At 51.6% G+C, this 22,276-nt stretch carries 18 protein-coding genes; 11 read left to right on the top strand and 7 right to left on the bottom strand.

Annotated features, from left to right (window positions below):
• Positions 1-3: 3 nt before the first annotated feature.
• Positions 4-942, bottom strand: a complete 939-nt coding sequence (gene fruK / locus GHC22_RS07970; protein ID WP_003834544.1) for a 1-phosphofructokinase — start codon at positions 940-942, stop codon at positions 4-6.
• Positions 942-2,072: a fused PTS fructose transporter subunit IIA/HPr protein gene (gene fruB / locus GHC22_RS07965; protein WP_003834546.1), complete on the bottom strand. Its 1,131-nt coding sequence runs from the start codon at positions 2,070-2,072 to the stop codon at positions 942-944. The genes fruK and fruB overlap by 1 nt, the downstream gene beginning before the upstream one ends.
• A 368-nt stretch (positions 2,073-2,440) precedes the next feature.
• Here fruB and setB point away from each other — a divergent pair, with 368 nt between their 5' ends.
• On the top strand, positions 2,441-3,622 hold the full coding sequence (gene setB / locus GHC22_RS07960) for a sugar efflux transporter SetB (protein ID WP_003834548.1): 1,182 nt from the start codon (positions 2,441-2,443) through the stop codon (positions 3,620-3,622).
• Here setB and GHC22_RS07955 read toward each other — a convergent pair.
• Positions 3,619-3,873, bottom strand: coding sequence for a YkgJ family cysteine cluster protein (locus GHC22_RS07955; protein ID WP_008785278.1), 255 nt, complete (start codon positions 3,871-3,873; stop codon positions 3,619-3,621). The genes setB and GHC22_RS07955 overlap by 4 nt on opposite strands.
• A gap of 157 nt (positions 3,874-4,030) precedes the next feature.
• Between GHC22_RS07955 and yeiP the strand changes: the two genes are divergently transcribed.
• Positions 4,031-4,603: an elongation factor P-like protein YeiP gene (gene yeiP / locus GHC22_RS07950; RefSeq protein ID WP_003027452.1), complete on the top strand. Its 573-nt coding sequence runs from the start codon at positions 4,031-4,033 to the stop codon at positions 4,601-4,603.
• A gap of 268 nt (positions 4,604-4,871) precedes the next feature.
• Here yeiP and torD read toward each other — a convergent pair whose 3' ends face one another.
• Genes torD through torC form a run of 3 tightly spaced genes read right to left on the bottom strand, consistent with a single transcriptional unit; the run spans position 4,872 to position 9,135 of the window.
• Positions 4,872-5,504, bottom strand: a complete 633-nt coding sequence (gene torD / locus GHC22_RS07945; RefSeq protein ID WP_153752617.1) for a molecular chaperone TorD — start codon at positions 5,502-5,504, stop codon at positions 4,872-4,874.
• Positions 5,494-7,992, bottom strand: a complete 2,499-nt coding sequence (torA, locus tag GHC22_RS07940) for a trimethylamine-N-oxide reductase TorA (protein ID WP_153752616.1) — start codon at positions 7,990-7,992, stop codon at positions 5,494-5,496. Before torA ends, torD begins: the two co-directional genes overlap by 11 nt.
• A 9-nt stretch (positions 7,993-8,001) precedes the next feature.
• A complete protein-coding gene (gene torC, locus GHC22_RS07935) occupies positions 8,002-9,135 on the bottom strand; it encodes a pentaheme c-type cytochrome TorC (protein WP_153752614.1) in 1,134 nt (377 codons plus the stop codon).
• A gap of 164 nt (positions 9,136-9,299) precedes the next feature.
• Between torC and GHC22_RS07930 the strand changes: the two genes are divergently transcribed.
• A complete protein-coding gene (locus GHC22_RS07930; protein ID WP_153752612.1) occupies positions 9,300-10,772 on the top strand; it encodes a PLP-dependent aminotransferase family protein in 1,473 nt (490 codons plus the stop codon).
• A 45-nt stretch (positions 10,773-10,817) separates the two neighbouring features.
• Here the strand turns inward: GHC22_RS07930 and uxuA are convergent, their stop codons facing one another.
• The gene (uxuA, locus tag GHC22_RS07925; protein ID WP_153752610.1) at positions 10,818-12,008 is read right to left on the bottom strand and encodes a mannonate dehydratase; all 1,191 of its coding nucleotides are present in this window, start codon (positions 12,006-12,008) and stop codon (positions 10,818-10,820) included.
• Positions 12,009-12,210: 202 nt separating this feature from the next.
• On the opposite strand from uxuA, the gene GHC22_RS07920 reads away from it, so the two are divergent.
• The 8 genes from GHC22_RS07920 to GHC22_RS07885 all read left to right on the top strand — a co-directional run bounded on the left by GHC22_RS07920 (position 12,211) and on the right by GHC22_RS07885 (position 22,275).
• Entirely contained in the window at positions 12,211-13,677 is a 1,467-nt protein-coding gene (locus tag GHC22_RS07920; RefSeq protein ID WP_128316799.1) for a mannitol dehydrogenase family protein, read from the top strand.
• Between the two features lie 119 nt (positions 13,678-13,796).
• A complete protein-coding gene (locus GHC22_RS07915) occupies positions 13,797-14,783 on the top strand; it encodes a GTP-binding protein (RefSeq protein ID WP_003834563.1) in 987 nt (328 codons plus the stop codon).
• A gap of 33 nt (positions 14,784-14,816) precedes the next feature.
• Positions 14,817-15,530: a phosphatase PAP2 family protein gene (locus tag GHC22_RS07910; protein WP_153752608.1), complete on the top strand. Its 714-nt coding sequence runs from the start codon at positions 14,817-14,819 to the stop codon at positions 15,528-15,530.
• A gap of 413 nt (positions 15,531-15,943) precedes the next feature.
• Positions 15,944-16,513, top strand: coding sequence for a bifunctional murein DD-endopeptidase/murein LD-carboxypeptidase (mepS, locus tag GHC22_RS07905; RefSeq protein WP_003834567.1), 570 nt, complete (start codon positions 15,944-15,946; stop codon positions 16,511-16,513).
• A gap of 167 nt (positions 16,514-16,680) precedes the next feature.
• Entirely contained in the window at positions 16,681-18,240 is a 1,560-nt protein-coding gene (locus GHC22_RS07900) for a cyclic di-GMP phosphodiesterase (protein ID WP_008785287.1), read from the top strand.
• Positions 18,241-18,340: 100 nt separating this feature from the next.
• On the top strand, positions 18,341-20,155 hold the full coding sequence (locus GHC22_RS07895) for an extracellular solute-binding protein (RefSeq protein ID WP_153752607.1): 1,815 nt from the start codon (positions 18,341-18,343) through the stop codon (positions 20,153-20,155).
• On the top strand, positions 20,156-21,250 hold the full coding sequence (locus GHC22_RS07890) for a microcin C ABC transporter permease YejB (RefSeq protein ID WP_003834575.1): 1,095 nt from the start codon (positions 20,156-20,158) through the stop codon (positions 21,248-21,250).
• The gene (locus GHC22_RS07885; RefSeq protein WP_079934551.1) at positions 21,250-22,275 is read left to right on the top strand and encodes an ABC transporter permease; all 1,026 of its coding nucleotides are present in this window, start codon (positions 21,250-21,252) and stop codon (positions 22,273-22,275) included. Before GHC22_RS07890 ends, GHC22_RS07885 begins: the two co-directional genes overlap by 1 nt.
• Position 22,276 lies beyond the last annotated feature (1 nt).

Genomic DNA, 22,276 nt, shown 5'->3' with positions numbered 1-22,276 from the left:
CTGTCAGTTAAACGGTTTTAAGTCGACACGCGCCATCATTGCGGCCAACTGAGGACGATCGGTAATGCCTACATTACTTTGGCTTACCGCCAGGGCGGCAACAGCCGTCGCCAGACGCAGGGTATGTTCGCTGGACTCACGCATCAGCAGACCGTAAATCAGACCGCCAACCATTGAATCACCCGCGCCGACGGTGCTGACCACCTCAACTGACGGCGGTTTAGCAATCCACTCACCTGAGGCGTTAACCCACAGCGCACCTTCCGCGCCGAGTGAAATCACCACATGAGCGATCCCCTGTTCACGCAGCGCATGCGCCGCTTCAATCACATCTTTCATTTCCGGCAGCTTACGGCCGGCCCAGATTTCCAGTTCGCGACGGTTTGGCTTCACCAGCCATGGTGCCGCTTTCAGACCTGCTACCAACGCTTCACGACTACTATCAAAGATAATGCAAGGACACTGACTACGCAGGCGCGTCATCCAGTCGGTGAAGGCTTCCGGGCTCACGCCGGTTGGCAAACTGCCGCTGACGCACACCATGTCGAACTGGCCCAGCCAGCTCAGCGAATCATTCACAAAGCGTTCCCAGTCAGCCGGGGTAACTTCAAAACCAGAGAAGTTAAAGTCAGATACTTCACCGTCTTTTTCGGTCAGCTTGACGTTAATACGGGTACGGCCCTGCACGACCTGAAAACGGTTGGCAATGCCCAGCTCGCTGAACAACTGCTGAAAACCATCCTGGTTGTCTTTACCCAGGAAGCCGCCCACAGTGACATCGATACCTAAATCCTTCAAAACCTTAGCGACGTTGATCCCTTTCCCTGCCGCATGCAGACCGGTGGTTTTAACCAGGTTCACTTCACCGCGTTCAATTTCCGGGCAGAAGCCCACCAGGTCGTAGGCCGGGTTAAGGGTGATAGTAGCAACACGTCTGCTCATTACGCGCCCTCCCCAAGACCTGCCGCGATGGCTTCGCCAATCGCCTTCAGCGCCTGTTCAGCATCTTCACCCTGTGCAGTAAAGCGCAGGTGATGTCCTTTCTTCACGCCTAACGCCACAACTTTCATCAGACTGCGTCCATTCGCCGGCTTGCCGGTTCCATCAAGATTTGTCACGGTAATTTCACTGTTAAATTGTTTAATCGTATTCACCAGCATGGTGCCCGGGCGGGCATGTAAACCATGCTCATTGCGCACAATAAATTCGGCGCTCAGTACATCATCAGTTAAGGCGTCATCGCTGGTCAGCAGCGCCAGCACCGTTGCCGCATCAGCTTTCAACAAACGGTCAGCTTTATTATTCAGCAGCAGATCGCCAAGGCGCTTCAGCACCGCAACCGGTTGATCGTCATTCATGGCGACGGTCACCAGCAGGGCTGCCGCTTCACCTTGTACATCGAACGCTGTTGCTGCACGGCTGACCGCAACGGCGCTACGCACGTTACCTTCAGCACAGTCATTCAGCCAGATCCCCTGACCAAGATTCATCGGCTGCTCATTGATTGCTCTGGCTACAAAGGTGGCGTCAACCGCACCGACTTCTTTCAGCCGCGCCGCGTTGAGTGCCTGCAGCGTCACCAGCGAGTTGGCCACGACATCCAGCGACAGCGTTTCGTTATCAAGCTTCAGCTGTTCACTTTGCTTTTCACCCATCAGCAGCGCACGCAGTTCTTCCGCCGTGGTCGCAGATTTCAGCTGTTCAGCGACGGAGTCATCGCTCAGCACGTGTGTCAGCTGACGCAGTAAACCGAGGTGTTCATCAGAGCTTGCGGCGATACCAATTGCCACATAAGCAACCTGCCCTTCGCCCCAGGTCACGCCTTGCGGAAACTGAAATACCTGCACACCGGTTTTCAGTACCTGATCGCGCGTGTCCGTCGTACCGTGAGGAATCGCAATACCGTTGCCGAGGAACGTGGACGTCTGTTGTTCGCGCGCCAGCATGCCATCGACGTAGCCTTCCGCGACGTTACCCGCCTGCACTAAGGCAGCGGCAACCTGGCGAATAGCCTCTTCTTTATTCCCGGCCTGTTCGCCCGGGTGAATATCCTGAACAGATAACTGGAACATGATTCTCCTCTCCCGCTGAATTGAAACGATTCAGCCAACATGAGAAAAAAGGCGCCACCCGACTCCATCAGTTAAGGCAAGATGACGCTGAAACGTTTCAAGAAGTCTTGCTCTTTTTTCTTCAGCACACAAGTAAAGTTGACAAATTACTTGCTGAATTTAGAGATAACGCACATTTTCTCTGCGAAGGAGTAATAAATGCTGACGCAAAAACGCCGTCAGCTTGTCAGATTCAGCAACGTCAGCAAACAGCATTCTTTGACTGAAATGCTATTTTGATTTTTGATGCCGATTTTGATTTGGCTCCCTGTTTATTTTCTGACAAGCGGCGTAAACTCCGCGTCTCTTCACATCATTGATATCAAAACATGCATAACACCCCCGTAGCCGCCACACCCAAGGCGTTTGATTTAACGTCTTCGGCGTTCCTGCTTGTCGCATTTCTGACGGGTATCGCCGGTGCGTTGCAGACGCCAACGCTCAGCCTTTTTCTGACGGATGAAGTCCACGCCCGTCCCGGCATGGTCGGGTTCTTTTTTACCGGTAGCGCTGTGATCGGTATTCTGGTAAGTCAGTTTCTGGCCGGACGTTCAGATAGAAAAGGCGATCGCAAGAACCTGATTGTGTTTTGCTGCGTGCTGGGGATGCTGGCCTGCGTGCTGTTCGCATGGAACCGTAATTATTTTATCTTGCTTTTTGTCGGGGTATTCCTCAGCAGCTTTGGATCGACCGCCAACCCGCAAATGTTTGCTCTCGCCCGTGAACACGCCGACCGCACAGGTCGGGAAGCCGTCATGTTCAGCTCAATATTACGCGCACAGGTTTCGCTGGCCTGGGTAATTGGCCCGCCGCTGGCCTACGCGCTGGCCATGGGATTCAGCTTTACGGTGATGTATCTCAGCGCGGCGGTGGCGTTTGTTGTCTGCGGCGTAATGGTCTGGCTGTTTTTACCCTCAATGAGTAAAAACGTGCCTCTCGCGACAGGCGCAGTTGAGGCCCCGCGCCGCAATCGACGCGACACGTTGCTGCTGTTTGTTATCTGCACATTAATGTGGGGAACCAATAGTCTCTATATCATTAATATGCCGCTGTTTATCATCAACGAACTGCATCTGCCAGAAAAACTGGCTGGCATCATGATGGGCACCGCAGCCGGACTGGAAATCCCAACCATGCTGATTGCTGGCTATTTTGCAAAGCGTCTGGGTAAACGTCTGTTGATGAGAATTGCCGTCGTTGCCGGATTCTTCTTTTATGCCGGTATGCTGCTGGCTCACTCTCCGGCGATATTGCTTGGCTTACAGCTGCTGAACGCGATTTACATCGGTATTCTCGGCGGGATTGGTATGCTCTATTTCCAGGACCTGATGCCGGGACAGGCAGGTTCAGCCACCACCCTCTATACGAATACCATTCGCGTGGGCTGGATTATTGCCGGATCGCTGGCAGGGATTGCCGCTGAAATTTGGAACTATCACGCGGTGTTCTGGTTTGCGCTGGTGATGATCGTCGCCACCGTCGCGTGCCTGGCGCGCATCAAGGACGTTTAAGGCGCGGTTAGCGCTTCAAGCTCGATGAGATAAACCATGGCCTGGTGCGTCGTCCGCCCGCACATTTCCGCACTGGGCTGTAAACCGCCGCACACCTTTGGTCGTAGCGGCGACGCAAAAATTTTGCAACGCAGGGATTCATCCAACTGAACGCAGGGCGTATTAGCGGGCTTGCCATCAGGCATACCGGGGATGGGACTGGAGATTGAAGGCGCGGTGCAGCATGCACCACAATCCGGACGGCATTCCATACAGTACTCTCTTTATCGTAAACCATCGGATTGTGCGGGAAGGGCACAGTACCACCTTTTTTGCACCAGCAAAAGCATGAATTCCGCTTGCCTGAATGCCCCGGCGCGAGTAGTTTTACGCGATATTTTAGACACTCCCCACTACAGGATTTTTTCGATGCCAAGAGCGAACGAAATTAAAAAAGGTATGGTACTGAACTACAATGGCAAACTGCTGATTGTAAAAGATATCGATATTCAATCACCGTCTGCACGTGGTGCTGCCACGCTGTACAAAATGCGTTTTTCTGATGTGCGTACCGGTCTGAAAGTTGAAGAGCGCTTCAAAGGTGACGATATCGTGGATACCGTCACTCTGAGCCGTCGTGGCGTTGATTTCTCCTACGTCGATGGCAACGAATACATCTTTATGGATAAAGAAGACTATACCCCGTATACCTTCACCAAAGACCAGATTGAAGAAGAGCTGCTGTTCATGCCGGAAGGCGGGATGCCGGACATGCAGGTCCTGACCTGGGATGGCCAGCTACTGGCGCTTGAACTGCCGCAGACCGTAGACCTGGAAATCGTTGAAACCTCACCGGGGATTAAAGGTGCTTCAGCGAGTGCGCGCAACAAGCCAGCAACCCTGAGCACCGGTCTGGTGATCCAGGTTCCTGAGTATCTGAGTGCGGGTGAAAAAATCCGTATTCATATCGAAGAACGTCGCTATATGGGCCGTGCAGATTAAGCTCCTGTCGTTACAGGTGAACCAAAGATAATGACATGTTGTCTCTGGCAAAATGTTCCGTTCACTTTAGTGATATCACTTCTCTGAAACGATACTGCCTGTGAACGTGCAAGGGAGGCGGCGGTGAGCCTCCCTTGCACGTTCACGGGTATCTGCGCTTCAGAGAAATGACTCCGCTGAGGTGAACGGAACCCTATGCCGCAATAAAATATGCTCCATAATGCTTAACTGACTGGCATTACAACGCAGGCTGTCCCTTTTTTCATTTTCAGCGCTGGCTGCTGAAATAAAAATCATCCATCAGCAATGACTCCAGATACTGTTCATCCTCTTGCATAAAACGCACTATCAGATTCACCGCCTGAGGATAAAACCCCTCGTTATCCCGCACCAGACAAGCGTCGCGAAATAACGGTGCCCAGCACAGAATATGATGATGCAAAAAGTAATATTGCGCCGATAGCCTCTCCTCTTTAGCAACCATCCTCGCCATTAATGCCAACTGCACAGCAATATGATCGGAGGGTTCATTCTCTCGCGCTGCCAGACCTTGCTCAATCAGCAGCACATTCATTTGCCGACGTTCTTCTGCCGCTGTCGTGTGTGGATAGTGCCCTGCATAGGGAGAAACACTAGCCGGCGGGGCCAGCAGAAACAGCGAGGCAAAGTCTGCTGCCAGCTCCAGCTGTCGGGAGTCGCGCCGCAAAACCCGGCCCAGGCTGCGCTCAAAACGTTTAACCTCGGCAGACACTCCAGGAACCGCCGCCAGTGAGGCAATCCAAGCCTGGCTATCGCCGTTATCCAGACTGGCGAGCTGTTTTTCATCCAGCTCACGAAATAACAGTTGCGAAAACCACTGGTACACAGCTGCCCGCTGCTGATGAATTTGCTTATGCTGCACTGGTCCCCTCCTCTTTCACAATCTGCGGACCACCGAAAGCCGTCACCTGCGGGGCTTTCTGCTGATAACGCTCGACCTCCACCAGCACGGTATGCGCTGAAGGCCCCTGGGCCAGCTGTGAAGTACCGATATCCGCGCTCAGCACGTTCGGGTCGCCATAAGTGCATAATGTCCCGGCTTTCCCCCCTTCCTGCGGGGAGTACCATGCACCTTCATGAATACGGACCACGCCAGGGGAAAAATCCGGGCTGACAACTACGCCAGCCAGTACCTGACCACGAGCGTTGAAGACGCGGGCGATATCACCGGCTTTTAAGCCACGAGCGGTGGCATCCTGTTCACTGATATAAAGCGGTTCTCTTCCGGCAACCGCATAGGTGTTGCGAAACACCTCGCTAGAGCACAGTTGGGAATGCAGACGTTTATCCGGATGGCAGGATTGCAGATGCAGTGGATATTTATCTTTTTTGCCACTATGGGTACGCTCAAAGGGTTCCATCCACACCGGATGCCCCGGACAATCCTCGTAGGCGAAGCCCGCGATGGTTTTACTGTAGATTTCAATCAGACCTGACGGCGTTCCCAGCGGATTCAGGTCTGGCTGGTCGCGAAACTCACCGTGACGTACCCACGGCTGACCCGGCGGATATTCAATATATCCGTCACCTTGCCAGAACGTTGTGAAATCCGGTAATGAGACGCCGAGCGATGCCCCCATCTTCACGCCTTCTTCATAAAGCGCCTGTATCCACTGCATTTCATCACGGTTTTCACGGTACACCGCTTCCTTGTCAAAGCGCTTACACAGCCCGGCAAATACATCAAAATCATGTCGCGCTTCATATTGCGGTTTGACGATCTGATGCAACGCCATCAGCCCTTTATTCGAATGCGTACCGAACTGCTCAATATCGTTACGTTCAAAGCGGGTGGTAACGGGCAGGACGATATCGGCAAAACGGCACGACGCGGTCCATTGGTGATCCAACACCACCACGGTTTCCAGTTTCTTCCACGCGTCGATCATGCGATTCCTGTCCTGCTGCGCATGAAATGGATTTGCCGCGCTATAGATCGCCATTTTGATGTCAGGCCAGGTTAACGTTTCGCCGTTAAAGGCAACCTTTTTGCCCGGCTCAAGCAGGCAGTCAACGATACGCGAAGTGGGGATATGCTCCGATACGCCGCGAAAATCCGCGTTGTACTTTGCCTGCGGAGGATTCGTGATCCCTCCCAGCCCAGAGAGCACAGGCCCGGCGGATGTTACCGTACCACCGCCGTTGTAGTGCCAGCCAAATCCTACCCCGCCGCCGGGCAAACCAATTTGACCGACCATGCTGGCCAGCACCACCAGCATCCACGGATACTGCTCACCATGGTGCATGCGTTGTACGCACCAACCGCCCATAAACTGTGTCCGGCCTTTCACCAACAGACGGGCGAAGTCTCGGATCTGCTCTGCCGTCAGGCCACAGATTTCTGCCGCCCATTCGGCATTTTTCGGCTGTTTATCGGTTTCGCCCAGCAGATACGGCAAAAACTGCTCAAAGCCGACGGTGTAATCGGTAATAAACGCCGTGTCGTACAGTTTTTCTTCGTACAAGGTATGCGCCAGCGCCAGCATTAACGCGACATCGGTTTGTGGCCGCAACGCCAACTGCTCGCAGCCAAGATAGTTTTGCGACTTGCTACGCACCGGATCAACACTGATAACGCGCATCTTACCCTGCGCTACCGCCTCTTTAATCTGCTGCCAGTAGCCAAACGCATCGTGATCGGGAACCAAAAACTCGATCTGCAGGTTCTTGATCGGATCGCAGCCCCACAGCACGATGGTATTGCTGTTTTGAATCACCAGCGGAAGCGACGTCTGCTGCTCATAAACTTCCAGCGAACCAATCACATGCGGTAAAATGACTTGTGCCGCTGCCGCAGAATAGTCGCCGACGGTTGTCACATAGCTACCATGCAGGCCAAGTCCCCGATCCATCGCCCCGCCCGCTTTATGGTATTTGCCCACCATTTGCCAGTCGGCAAGCCCGGTAAATACGCCTGATGAGCCATAGGTTTTTTGCACCCTCTCCAGCTCTTCGTAAAACAGATCCAGCGCCTGATCCCAACTGACCCGAACAAAACGGTTATCTCCGCGCTGACTGCGATCTGACTTCTCACGCTTACGCAGCCAGTCCAGACGCACCATCGGGTAGCGTACCCGCGACGGGTTGTAGACCACTTCACGCACCGCGTTCAGCATATCGCAGGGGTATTTGTCATGTTTGAACGGACGGGTTTCGGTCCACTCACCGTTGACCACTTTGGCTTCAAAAGCGCCATAGTGCGAACCAGATTGGATCCACTGCTCGGGATTTTCCCCCGCCGCCCACACTTTTGATATCAGCGGATTAGGCGCCAGTGCGCTGGCAGCCCCCACCGCCAGCATTCCGTTGAGAAAACGGCGGCGGGACGGATTAAAGTCATGAATATCCATACATTATCCTTACTTTTTGTTGGTTTCAGACACATCGCTGGCGTGGGTCTGGAGGTATTTCAACAACGTACGTTCCTCCACCGGATTAAGCCGGTAATAGGTCGACATGGCTTTCAGTCCGGCGATCCAGCCGTTAGCGGTATATCGGGTTGTAGGAGGAGTGCTATGACAGGCGCTACAGGTGGATTGCAGCATTTGATCTGAGTATTCCCAGATTGGCGCAAGCGTGTTGATAAAGTCCTGATCGGTGGTCCAGGCGGTGACGCTCACCTGCTGCCATTCCTGATGTGAGTCAGGATCGACCTGGGTGTGTAGCACTTTTACGTTCGCCATCAGGGGCTCATCGAGAACGGCGGAGAAAACGCGTTTCCCCATATACTGGGTGATCACCCGTCCACGCCCTTTGCTTTCTCGCCAGCCCGTGATTTCGAGCTGCACGTTACTGCCTTCTTTTTTCAGCACCTTGACTTCGGTAGCAGGAAATAACAGCGCCTTCCCGACCGGACTCCCTGCCGTTGCCGCCAGTGATTTTTCGCTTAATGAAAACAGTGTGGTCGCATCCGTTGGCGTATCTCCTTGACGCTGTAGCTGCTTATAGCGATCGCGAAAACCGCTGCTCATATCGGGTTTGTGATGGGCTATTCCTTTGTGACAATCGATACAGTTACTGTCTTTTGCTGCCGCTGCAGTCATTTGCGCCGCCGCGTTTGCCGATTGCTTGCCATGATCCATTGCCTCATAGCTATGGCAGGATTTACACGCCGCTGAATTATTCGCGCTCATGCGTGCCCACTCCCGCTGGGCCAGCTCCGGGCGTTTGGCAGCAAACTTTTCAGGAGTATCGATAGAAGGAGAAATAAAGGTGTGATAGAGGTCGTTTAAGGCTTCAGTTTTACGAATAAGCGTTGGAACAACGCCCGGGGGGATATGACAATCCTTACACTCAGCCCGCACGCCAGATGCGTTACGAAAATGCACGCTGGTTTTATATTCCTCTCCAGCCGTGCGCATCGAGTGACACGATAAACAAAATTCGGTGGTACTGGTGTAATGAACGCCTTGCCACGTTCCCCAAATAGCCAGGGCCATTGCCACCGCCCCAGCCAATACGCACCACAATGCGTTCTTTCTTATCCACGACATGCTTGCCTCCATTTTTTAATAGCGACACGCTAAGGGATAATAAAAATCAAAAATAGAGACAGCGATAGCAAGCTATAGGAACAGCCGCTACTCCATGAGGTGTATCAAATAGTAAAAACGAGAAATTCGTAATATAGTGGCCATATATTAATAAGGAATTACTCATGCTTACATTAACGCTCAATAGAGAACTCCGCACTCCGCTGCAATTACAAATTTTCCAATTTTATTTCCAGGCTATTCAGCGGGGAGATTTGCTTTGTGGCGATAAGCTTCCCTCTATTCGCGAGCAGGCTCAGGTATTGAACGTAGCCAAAATAACGGTAGTGATGGCCTATGATAAGCTTATGGCTGCAGGGTTAATCAAGAGCCGACACGGCATTGGCTATGAAGTGATATTCACCACGCCTGTACGTATAACACCAACGCATGTGCCCGTTACCCAGGGTTCTCCGCCCACAAAACCTAAAGCTGCCGGAGTCTCAACCGATGTTTACGCCGAGCCAGGACGAGAGTGCTACTGTCGGATGGGTGTCCCCGATCCCAACGCATTTCCCTGGTCAAGCTGGCGGAAATGGAATAATGCTCCAAGCATACTTAAAGAACAATTATTTACCCGATATCATTCACCAAATGGATTATTTTCACTGCGTGAGCAATTGGTCAGATACCTTAATTTATCCCGCGGAATTAATACCCGAGCAGAGAACATCATCATTACCAACGGGATTCAGGAAGGATTATCACTGCTCAGCCAAATATTTATTATTCATCATGCCGTCAGTCAGCAAAAAAAGTGCCATATTGTGACCGAATCCCCTTGTTATTCTGGCGCATGGCATCTTTTTAATTATTACGGTGCAGACATTACGTCAATTGCCGTAGATAACCACGGGCTGCAAACAGATAATTTACCCGAGTATGAAACCCAGCTTTGTTATGTTACTCCAGCGCATCAGTATCCGATGGGAAGCGTGCTTTCACTGGAGCGCCGTCAGTCATTATTAACGTGGGCGCAACGCGTCGGCGCTTACATCATTGAAGATGATTACGATGCCGTTTTTACCTATGGGGAAAATCCCCTTCCCGCGCTGAAAGCCATGGATTATCACAACCGGGTTATCTACTTGGGGACATTTTCTAAAACGCTGGGGCCAGGCGCACGGCTTGGCTATCTTATTTGCCCTGATGAACTGCTTCCGGCGGTACAGAATATGAAAGCGCTCAATAACAACGGCAGCCAGTGGTTGTTGCAGCAATTTTTGGCCGAACTGATGCAAAATCAGGTGTTTTATACGCATATCAGCAAGCTGGCCTGCAGCTATGCGACGCGCCTCACCCTGTTACGCGATGGCCTTTCCACTCTGTTTCCCGAAGGGAAAATCGCTGGCGCAACGGCAGGTCTGCACCTCTCGTTACGCATTGCCAGACACGCTGAATTCATCACCAGGTTGCAACAATGCTGCCTGTTGGCCGGGATCCGTTTCGACACTCTGCCGGATATAGAAAATGGATCAGAAGCCGCATGGCGCAAAGAGAACAGCGATGCTGTTATGTTTTTTGGGTTTGGTGGATTGCAGATACAGCAGATCAATAAAGTGCTGACAGTGCTGGAGCAGGCGCTCGCTCAGCCTTGATGAAAAACAGGGATCGCGCCTGTCGCGCAATCCCTGTTGTTAGACTTACAGCAGATCGCGGAACTGCGTTTGTTTCAGCGCCAGCTCAACGCCACGGACTTCTGCCAGGCCTTTCAGGCGGCCAATCGCAGAGTAGCCCGGGTTGGTTTTCTTGTGCAGATCGTCAAGCATCTGGTGTCCATGATCCGGACGCATCGGGATAGGACGCAGGTCGCCCGCTTTTTTACGCCGCTGCTCTTCGCTCAAAATGGCAGCCACCACCGATACCATATCCACATCGCCCTGCAGGTGCGCACCTTCATGGAAGGTTTTCGGGTTATCTTCACGACAGGTTGAGCGCAGGTGCGTGAAGTGGATTCGATCGCCAAAGGTTTCGATCATTTTCACCAGATCGTTATCAGCGCGCACGCCGTAAGAACCGGTGCACATGGTGAAACCATTATTAATGCTATCGACCGTTTCTTTCAGCCACTGCATATCTTCGATAGTCGAAACGATACGCGGCAGGCCGAGGATCGGGCGCGGCGGATCGTCAGGATGCACGGCCAGACGTACGCCGACTTCTTCTGCCACTGGCACAATCGCCCGCAGGAATACCGCCATATTATCGCGCAGATCGTCCTTGCTGATGCCGTCGTATTCAGCGAGACGCGCACGGAACTGATCCAGCGTATAGCCCTCTTCTGCACCAGGCAGACCAGCAATGATATTGCGGGTCAGCTTTTCAATTTCTGCATCACTCATAGCATTGAAGTAGTCCAGCGCCTGGCGTTGTTCTTCGGCGGTATAATCCGCTTCAGATCCCGGGCGTTGCAGAATGTGAAGTTCGAAGGCCGCAAAAGCAATCTGGTCAAAACGCAGCGCTTTGGAACCATCCGGCAGTTGATATTCGAGGTCGGTACGCGTCCAGTCGAGGATCGGCATGAAGTTATAGCACACCGTATCGATACCACAGGTCGCCAGATTACGGATACTCTGCTGATAGTTGGCAATCCACGTTTGATATTGACCTGAACGCGTTTTGATATCTTCGTGGACAGGGATACTTTCCACTACCGACCAGGTCAGCCCTTTTTCAGCCAGAATGGCCTGACGCTGCTGAATTTCTTCTACCGGCCACACTTCACCGTTAGGAATATGGTGCAAGGCGGTCACAACACCCGTTGCGCCAGCCTGACGCACATCATCAAGCGATACCGGATCGTTAGGTCCGTACCAACGCCAGGTTTGTTCCATTGTTTCACCTCACAAGTTGTTATACCAAATCAAATCATCTTAATGACGACTACCATACAGGCATCCGTCAACTGATCAACACATTGCCGATGATTGGTTGATCAAGCTCACATTCCCCGGATAAATGAGGCACACCAATTCAATTTGTTGTCATATAACTTTATACTGCCATTGTTAATTTATGGTTAATCAGGTGTATTAAATGAAAACTATTGCCTCAGCGCCACTGGCGGAAAATGTCATGATGCCGCAATACGACCGCCAGCAATTAAAAACGCGGATTGTGCATTTTGGTTTCGGTGCTTTTCACCGCGCCCATCAGGCGTTACTAACCGACAGGGTGCTGAATGCGCAGGGTGGAGACTGGGGTATTTGTGAGATCAGTCTGTTCAGCGGCGATCGACTGATGAGCCAACTGCGCGAACAGGATCATTTATTTACCGTGCTGGAAAAAGGGGCCACCGGCAACCAGCCAATTGTTATCGGCGCCGTCAACGAATGTCTCAACGCCAGGCTGGATTCGCTGGCGGCTATTATCGAAAAATTCTGCGAACCTCAGGTGGCTATTGTCTCGCTAACCATCACAGAAAAAGGCTACTGCATCGATCCGGCGACAGGTTCGTTAGACCTCAGTAATCCACGTATTGCTCACGATCTGCAAACACCGACTGAACCGCACTCTGCCCCCGGAATTATTGTTGAAGCCCTACACCGCCGACGTGAACGCGGGCTACAGCCGTTTACCGTCCTCTCTTGCGATAACATCCCGGACAATGGTCATGTGGTAAAAAACGCCGTCCTTGGAATGGCGGAGAAACGTTCACCAGAACTGGCAACCTGGATTCAGGAGCATGTCAGTTTCCCAGGCACCATGGTCGACCGCATTGTCCCTGCCGCCACTGAAGAGTCACTGGCCGAAATTGCCCGCGAGCTGGGGGTTGCCGATCCTTGCGCAATCAGCTGCGAACCGTTTATCCAGTGGGTGATTGAAGATAATTTTGTGTGTGGCCGCCCACAATGGGAAACGGCGGGCGTCCAGATGGTCGAAAATGTGTTGCCGTGGGAACAAATGAAACTGCGGATGCTGAACGGCAGTCATTCGTTTCTCGCTTATCTCGGCTATCTGGCCGGGTTCCAGCACATCAGCGACTGTATGCAGGACAGCGCATTTCGTGAAGCCGCTTACCGCCTGATGCTCAACGAACAGGCACCTACGCTGCAAATTACCGATGTGGATTTAGACCAGTATGCCCTAAGCCTGTTGGAGCGTTTTGCCAACCCAGCGTTGAAACATAAAACCTGGCAAATCGCGATGGACGGTAGCCAGAAATTACCCCAGCGCATGTTGGAAGGGATCCGCGTACATTTAGCCCGCCAAAGTGAGTGGCCACTGCTGGCGCTCGGCGTCGCAGGCTGGATGCGTTATGTGAGCGGCGTGGATGATTCAGGCACCGCTATTGATGTTCGTGACCCGTTGAGTGAAAAAATTGCCGCTCTGGTTAAACAGAGCACAGAGTCAGAACGCGTCAACGCCCTGCTTTCGCTGCGCGAGATTTTCGCCACCGATCTCGTACAGAATCCGCAGTTTGTCGCGGCCATTCAGCAGGCCTGGCAACGCATTGCCCAATACGGTGCGCATCAGGCTGTCATTGAGACGTTAAAAAGTTAACGATTTCTGCCATTAAGCAGGACGAAGCGCCTCTTCGTCCTCTCACCCCTTCTCTTTTTCCCTGTTTTTCGCCAGGATTGTTAAATGCCATTACGGTAATTTATGATTCTGGAGTAAATGTGACTAAAACCAATCTCATCACCGGTTTTCTCGGCAGTGGCAAAACCACCTCTATTCTTCATTTATTGGCAAACAAAGATCCTGCTGAGAAGTGGGCCGTGCTGGTTAATGAGTTTGGTGAAGTTGGCATTGATGGCGCGTTGCTGGCCGACAGCGGTGCGCTGCTAAAAGAGATCCCCGGCGGCTGTATGTGCTGTGTTAACGGTCTGCCAATGCAGGTTGGCCTCAATACGCTGCTGCGTCAGGGAAAACCCGACCGCCTGCTGATTGAACCCACAGGCCTCGGGCATCCCAAACAGATTCTGGATTTACTCACCGCACCGGTTTATGAGCCGTGGATCGATCTGCGCGCAACCCTCTGTATCCTTGATCCTCGCCTGTTACTGGATGAGAAAAGCGTCGCCAATGACAATTTCCGCGATCAGCTGGCCGCCGCTGATATCATTGTTGCCAACAAAACCGACCGTGCCACGACGGAAAGCGAAAACGCCCTGCAAAGCTGGTGGCAACACTACGGCGGTAATCGACAGTTGGTTCATGCCGACCATGGGCAAATTGACGGACAGCTACTGGATTTACCCCGACTAAACCTGGCGGAGCTTCCTGCAAGCGCGGAGCACGCCCATAGCCATGCCAACAAAAAGGGGCTGGCAGCGTTGAGCTTACCCGCACAGCAGCGCTGGCGTCGTAGCCTGAACAGCGGTCAGGGCCATCAGGCCTGCGGTTGGATTTTTGACGCCGATACGGTGTTCGATACCATCGGTCTGCTGGAATGGTCGCGTCTTGCTCCTGTTGGACGCGTGAAGGGGGTAATGCGTATTAAAGAAGGACTGGTACGCATTAACCGCCAGGGAGACGACTGGCATATAGAGACGCAAAACGTCGCGCCACCGGATAGCCGTATTGAACTCATCGCCGATACCGAGACTGACTGGAATGCGTTACAGAGCGCGTTGTTGAGACTTCGTTTAGACGCTAGCGCGTAAGGTTGCCTTCGTTTTTAGCAATGGTAAACGACGATGAAAACCCGATACCCTTTAATCCTCCTGCTTAATATTGCTGGTCTGGCACTGTTTCTGTCCTGGTATATTCCAGCCGGGCATGGGTTCTGGTCTTCACTCGATACGGGCGTTTTCCGCTTCTTTAATCATAAACTGGTGGAAAGCCCGCTGTTCTTATGGGTTGTTGCTATTACCAATAATCGGGCATTTGATGGCTGCTCATTGCTGGCTATGGGCGCATTGATGCTGCACTTTTGGCTCAAAGAGACGTTGGAAGGTCGCCGACGCATTGTGGCAATTGGTTTGGTTATGCTGCTCACTGCAGTGGTATTAAATCAGCTGGGCCAGGCGCTTATTCCCGTTAAACGCGCCAGCCCCACGCTTATGCTGGATAATATTTATCGCGTCAGCGAACTGCTACATATTCCGACCAAAGATGCGTCGAAAGACAGTTTTCCTGGCGATCACGGCATGATGCTGCTTATTTTTTCCGCATTTATGCTGCGTTATTTCGGAAAAGTCGCAGGAATAATCGGCCTTATTATTGCTGTGGTTTTTGCCTTCCCGCGCATAATGATTGGCGCTCATTGGCTCACTGATATCGTGGTTGGTTCCATGACGGTGGTCTTGATTGGCCTTCCCTGGTGGCTAATGACGCCATTAAGCGACCGATTAGTCACTCTGTTCGTGAATTATCTACCCGGCAAAAACAAACAATTTTTAAACAAATAACGCAGAGTAATTAACATCATCAGGGATACTTCTGATTCCCTGATGATGCCGGGCAATATTTCATCATTCTGATTGTCATTCTCCTGTCATCTTATTCATGTTTAAAATGAGTAGGTTGCGTATTTTTTACCCTGATTGTTCTTAATTTAGACAATGCCGTTTATTCACTTTCTGTATCAATTTTTCTTATAAGAAATCACGTAAAATCACTCGCATTGACCGGAACGATCGGGTAATCTCGAACTCGTTTTGCCTCGCGGGATAATTATTCCCTTTCAGAATAAATTTGTGCGTTCTGCCACAGATTTGACCTTAAGGAATTGTCTCATCGTGCGATGGTAATTAGTCTCGTCACGTTTGGCATTTTTTATAACGATATTTATCGTTAAGGACTTCAAGGGAAAACAAACAAAATGGTCAAATCTCAACCGATTTTGAGATATATCTTGCGGGGCATACCCGCGATAGCAGTTGCGGTTCTGCTTTCTGCATGTAGCACAACGAACACCGCCAAGAATATGCATTCTGAGACGCATGCTGTGGGCAATGGAGATAACTCTTCACTGCAAGCCTCTCAGGATGAATTTGAAAATATGGTACGTAATATCGATGTTAAATCACGTATTATGGACCAGTATGCTGACTGGAAAGGCGTGCGTTACCGCCTTGGCGGCAGCACCAAAAAAGGTATTGATTGCTCAAGCTTCGTGCAGCGTACATTCCGCGAGCAATTTGGTTTAGAGCTTCCGCGCTCAACCTATGAACAACAGGAAACGGGAAAATCCGTTTCGCGCACTAATCTGCGCACAGGCGATCTGGTTCTGTTCCGTGCTGGTTCTACTGGCCGTCACGTCGGTATTTATATCGGTAACAACCAGTTTGTACATGCCTCGACCAGCAGTGGCGTTATCATTTCCAGCATGAACGAGCCTTACTGGAAAAAACGTTACAACGAAGCTCGCCGGGTTCTGAGCCGCAGTTAGTTTCGTTTGGCAGCTATCCCTTGGCTATCCTGATGAGACATTCCAAAAGCACTGCTTCGGCGGTGCTTTTTTGTTTCACCCTGCGACTAAGAAAAATCTCACAACATGAGTCATTTCAGGTTATATTCATACAGAGTAAGCGGTTAAATCAGGTAAAATAAGGATCTATGTTCAGACGCTCTTCTTCATCCGGTCGGAAAATCCTGCTTTCCTGTATGTTAACGGGGCTTATCGTCGCAATACTCGTGAGTACCCTGCAGTTTTTCGTCACCTGGCATAAACGAGAAGTTAAGTACGACACGCTCCTTGCCGATATCCAGAATTACGTCAGCAGCTACTTCACCGACCTCAAAACCACCACCGATGCCCTTCAGCCGCTGGTTGCCAACAGTTGCCAACAAGTCGGCGCTAAGCTGACCTCCAGTGCAGCATTTAGCCTGAACGTTCGCGCTTTCTTGCTGGTAAAAGACGGCATCGCTTTCTGCTCTTCCGCGACAGGTTCCATGTTCACTCCGATTTTGGATTTGATACCAAACCTCGATATCAGCAGAAATATTGATGTGGAATTACTTCCCGGTACGCCCATGATGCCGGACAAACCAGCGATCATGATTTGGCACCGAAACGCGTCGTTCAACGATAGCGGCGTATTTACCTCACTGAATATCAATCTGGCACCTTATCTGCTCTATACCGCCCGGCAGGATGATTTTGACGGTATTGCGATTATCGTCGGTAATACCGCAATTTCGACATTCTCATCGCGAATCATCGATGTCTCCGCTCTTCCTCATACCTCCTGGCGGCAGGCCACTCTTGAAGGGATCCCGCTTAAAATTCGCTTATACGCACAAGAGTGGAGCTATACCGACGTCTGGTATTCTATTTTGTTGGGATGTATGGCCGGGATTATTGCCGCCCTTCTCCTCTGGTACTACATCTACAGCATCCGTTTACGCCCAGGCAAAGATATCCTCAACGCCATCAAGCATAACCAGTTTTATGTGGTGTACCAGCCCGTCGTAGAGATGCAAACGCTGGAAGTGAAAGGCGTCGAGGTCCTGTTACGTTGGAATCACCCAACAACGGGCGAGATCCCACCGGATGCCTTTATTCATTACGCTGAATCACAGAAAATGATCGTCCCGCTGACTCAGCATCTCTTTAAGTTGATCGCCCAGGATGCCCCGGCGCTACAAAAAGTGTTACCCGCTGGCGCAAAATTGGGGATCAATATCGCGCCATCGCATCTGCATGGCGAGACATTTAAAGACGACATCCGGCACCTGCACGCTTCACTTCCCGCAAACTATTTTCAGATAGTGCTGGAAATCACTGAACGAGATATGCTCAATCAGCACGAGGCCACAAAGCTATTTGAATGGCTACATTCCGCAGGTTTTGAAATTGCGATTGATGATTTTGGCACCGGCCATAGCGCGCTTATTTATCTGGAACGCTTTACCGTTGACTACCTGAAAATCGATCGCGGATTTATTAACGCCATCGGGACGGAAACCCTGACCTCTCCGGTTCTGGACGCCGTGTTGACACTTTCTAAACGTCTTAATATGCTGACGGTTGCGGAAGGGGTAGAAACTCCTGAGCAAGCCCGTTGGCTGCGCGATCGTGGGGTGCATTTTTTCCAGGGATACTGGATTAGCCGACCATTAAAGCTTGCTGATTTTGTGCGTTGGATGGCACAGCCCAATAAGCCGACGTGGTGATCGCAGTATGCGATTCATATACTCTCACTCGCCGCTACATCCCTTATCTTTCAGGCATGATGCCCGTCGGGTTGTGGCAGGAAAAGGAAATCGCTTTTATATGATCCCTCGCGTACTGTTTCTGTTTATTACCCTCATCGGGTTTAGCGCCCAGGCGCAATCCATCAAAGAAAGCTATGCTTTTGCCGTACTGGGTGAACCGAAGTACGCATTTAACTTTAATCACTTCGATTATGTAAATCCCGCAGCCCCTAAAGGGGGTCAAATCACCCTGTCCGCCATTGGCACGTTTGACAACTTTAACCGCTATGCGATGCGCGGTAACCCTGGTGCACGTACCGAAACGCTTTACGATACGTTGTTTACGACCTCTGACGATGAACCTGGTAGCTATTACCCGCTCATTGCCGACAGCGCACGCTATGCTGACGACTATTCCTGGGTAGAAATTGCCATTAATCCACGAGCGCGTTTTCACGATGGCTCACCCATTACCGCCCGCGACGTCGCATTCACCTTCCACAAATTTATGACTGAAGGCGTGCCGCAGTTTCGTCTGGTCTACAAGGGAACAACGGTAAAAGCCATCGCGCCATTAACCGTACGCATTGAATTAGCCAAACCGGGTAAAGAGGACATGCTCAGCCTGTTTTCATTACCCGTGATGCCAGAGAAGTACTGGAAAGATCATAAGCTCAGCGATCCCTTATCATCGCCGCCGCTCGCCAGCGGCCCTTATCGCATTACGAAATGGAAGATGGGCCAGTATATTGTCTATTCGCGCGTCAAAGATTATTGGGCCGCTAATCTGCCCGTCAATCGTGGACGCTGGAACTTTGATACCATCCGCTACGACTACTATCTGGATGATAACGTCGCCTTTGAAGCGTTTAAGGCCGGTGCGTTTGATCTGCGTCTTGAAAATGATGCCAAAAACTGGGCGACGCGTTATACCGGGAAAAATTTCGCGAATCACTACATCATCAAAGATGAACAAAAAAACGAGTCCGCGCAGGATACCCGCTGGCTGGCATTTAATATTCAGCGTCCGGTATTCAGCGACCGACGGGTACGGGAAGCCATCACGCTGGCCTTTGATTTTGAATGGATGAATAAAGCGCTGTTCTATAATGCCTGGAGCCGGACCAACAGCTATTTTCAGAATACCGAATATGCCGCGACAAAATACCCCGACGCTGATGAACTGGTGATACTCGCGCCCTTGAAAAAAGATCTCCCCCCTGAGGTCTTTAGCCAAATCTATCAGCCGCCAAAATCAAAAGGCGATGGCTACGATCGCGACAACCTGTTGAAAGCCGATACCTTACTGGAGCAGGCCGGGTGGGTACTAAAGGGTCAGCAGCGCGTAAACAGCGCCAGCGGTAAACCTCTGAGCTTTGAACTGTTGCTCCCGGCGGGCAGCAACAGTCAGTGGGTGCTGCCGTTCCAGCACAACCTGCAGCGCTTAGGTATTACCATGAATATCCGCCAGGTGGATAACTCACAAATCACGAACCGCCTGCGCAGTCGCGACTATGACATGATGCCGAGGTTGTATCGCGCGATGCCGTGGCCGAGTTCGGACCTGCAAATTCTGTGGGCCTCTCAATATATTGATTCCAGCTACAACGCCCCCGGCGTACAAAGCCCGGTGATTGATAAACTGATCGACCAAATTATCGCGGCACAAGGTGATAAAGCCAAATTGATCCCACTGGGCCGGGCACTGGACAGGGTATTAACCTGGAACTACTACATGTTGCCGATGTGGTTTATGGCAGAGGATCGCATCGCCTGGTGGGATAAATTTTCGCATCCTGCTATTCGCCCAATTTACACCATTGGCCTCGACAACTGGTGGTATGACGTCAACAAAGCGGCGAAACTGCCCGCAGCCAGACGACAGGGAGAATAAATGGGCGCGTATCTGATTCGACGTCTACTGCTGGTGATCCCAACGCTTTGGGCCATCATCACCATCAACTTTTTTATCGTGCAAATTGCCCCAGGCGGCCCGGTTGAACAGGCCGTCGCCGCCATTGAGTTCGGGCAAAGCGGGGCATTACCCGGCGCGGGTAGCGAAGGCGTTCGTGCCAGCCACGCGCAAACCGGCGTTGGTAACATCAGCGACAGTAATTATCGAGGCGGACGGGGTCTTGACCCGGAAGTGATCGCCGAAATCACTCGCCGCTATGGGTTCGATAAGCCCATTCATGAGCGTTACTTCAAAATGCTCTGGGATTACATTCGTTTCGATTTCGGTGACAGCCTGTTTCGTAGCGCCTCGGTGCTGACGCTTATCAAAGACAGCCTGCCTGTTTCCGTCACGCTGGGGCTGTGGAGTACGCTCATCATCTATCTGGTGTCGATACCTCTTGGGATCCGCAAAGCGGTGCATAACGGCAGCCGGTTTGATGTCTGGAGCAGCGCATTTATTATTATCGGCTATGCCATACCGGCCTTTCTGTTTGCCATTTTGCTGATCGTCTTTTTTGCCGGGGGAAGCTACTACGACCTGTTCCCGCTTCGCGGGCTGGTTTCCGCCAATTTTGACTCCCTGCCCTGGTATCAGAAAGTAACCGACTACCTTTGGCATATTACCCTGCCGGTGCTGGCGACGGTGGTTGGTGGGTTTGCCGCACTGACTATGCTGACCAAGAACTCATTTCTGGATGAGGTGCGCAAACAATATGTCGTCACCGCACGCGCTAAAGGGGTCAGCGAGAAAAATATTCTGTGGAAACATGTGTTTCGCAATGCCATGTTGCTGGTGATCGCCGGCTTCCCGGCAACGTTTATCAGCATGTTTTTTACCGGCTCACTGCTGATTGAAGTGATGTTCTCACTTAACGGCCTGGGATTGCTGGGTTATGAATCCACCGTATCACGCGACTACCCGGTAATGTTTGGCACGCTTTATATCTTCACCCTGATCGGTCTGCTGCTGAATATCCTCAGCGACATCAGCTATACGCTGGTCGATCCTCGTATTGATTTTGAGGGACGCTAATGTCGCGATTAAGCCCCGTCAATCAGGCCCGCTGGGCGCGCTTTCGCCACAATCGTCGCGGCTACTGGTCGCTGTGGATTTTTCTGGTGCTGTTCGGTCTTAGCCTGTGTTCAGAACTGATTGCCAATGATAAGCCGCTACTGGTGCGCTACGACAATAGCTGGTATTTCCCCCTGTTCAAAAACTACAGTGAAAGCGACTTCGGCGGACCGCTGGCGACTCAGGCTGATTATCAGGACCCGTGGCTACAACAGCGCCTGGAAAACCAGGGCTGGATCCTGTGGGCACCAATACGCTTTGGGGCCACCAGCATTAACTTTGCCACCGATAAGCCCTTCCCTTCCCCGCCTTCCGCACAAAACTGGCTGGGAACAGACGCCAACGGCGGTGATGTACTGGCGCGCATCCTCTACGGCACACGTATTTCTGTCTTGTTTGGTCTAATGCTCACCCTCTGTTCGAGCGTGATGGGCATTATGGCTGGCGCAATTCAGGGCTATTATGGCGGCAAGGTGGACCTGTGGGGGCAACGATTCATTGAAGTTTGGTCAGGAATGCCAACGCTGTTTCTCATCATCCTATTGTCGAGCGTGGTCCAGCCTAACTTCTGGTGGCTGCTGGGCATTACCGTGCTGTTTGGCTGGATGAGCCTGGTTGGCGTGGTGCGCGCGGAATTTTTACGTACCCGAAACTTTGATTACATTCGAGCCGCTCAAGCGCTAGGCGTAAGCGATCGCAATATTATTCTGCGTCATATGCTGCCTAACGCGATGGTCGCGGCCCTGACTTTTTTACCGTTTATTTTATGCGCCTCGATAACCACCCTGACCTCACTGGATTTTCTTGGGTTCGGTTTACCGCTTGGCTCGCCATCACTGGGAGAACTCCTGTTACAGGGTAAAAACAACCTGCAGGCACCGTGGCTTGGCATCACCGCGTTCATCTCCGTTGCCCTGCTACTATCGCTACTGATCTTTATTGGTGAAGCGGTACGCGATGCGTTTGATCCCAACAAGGCGATTTAAA

It is taken from the genome of Citrobacter sp. H12-3-2 (assembly GCF_009649895.1).
In the GTDB taxonomy this organism is placed as follows: domain Bacteria; phylum Pseudomonadota; class Gammaproteobacteria; order Enterobacterales; family Enterobacteriaceae; genus Citrobacter; species Citrobacter portucalensis.
This window is presented reverse-complemented; position numbering and strand designations above follow the sequence as displayed.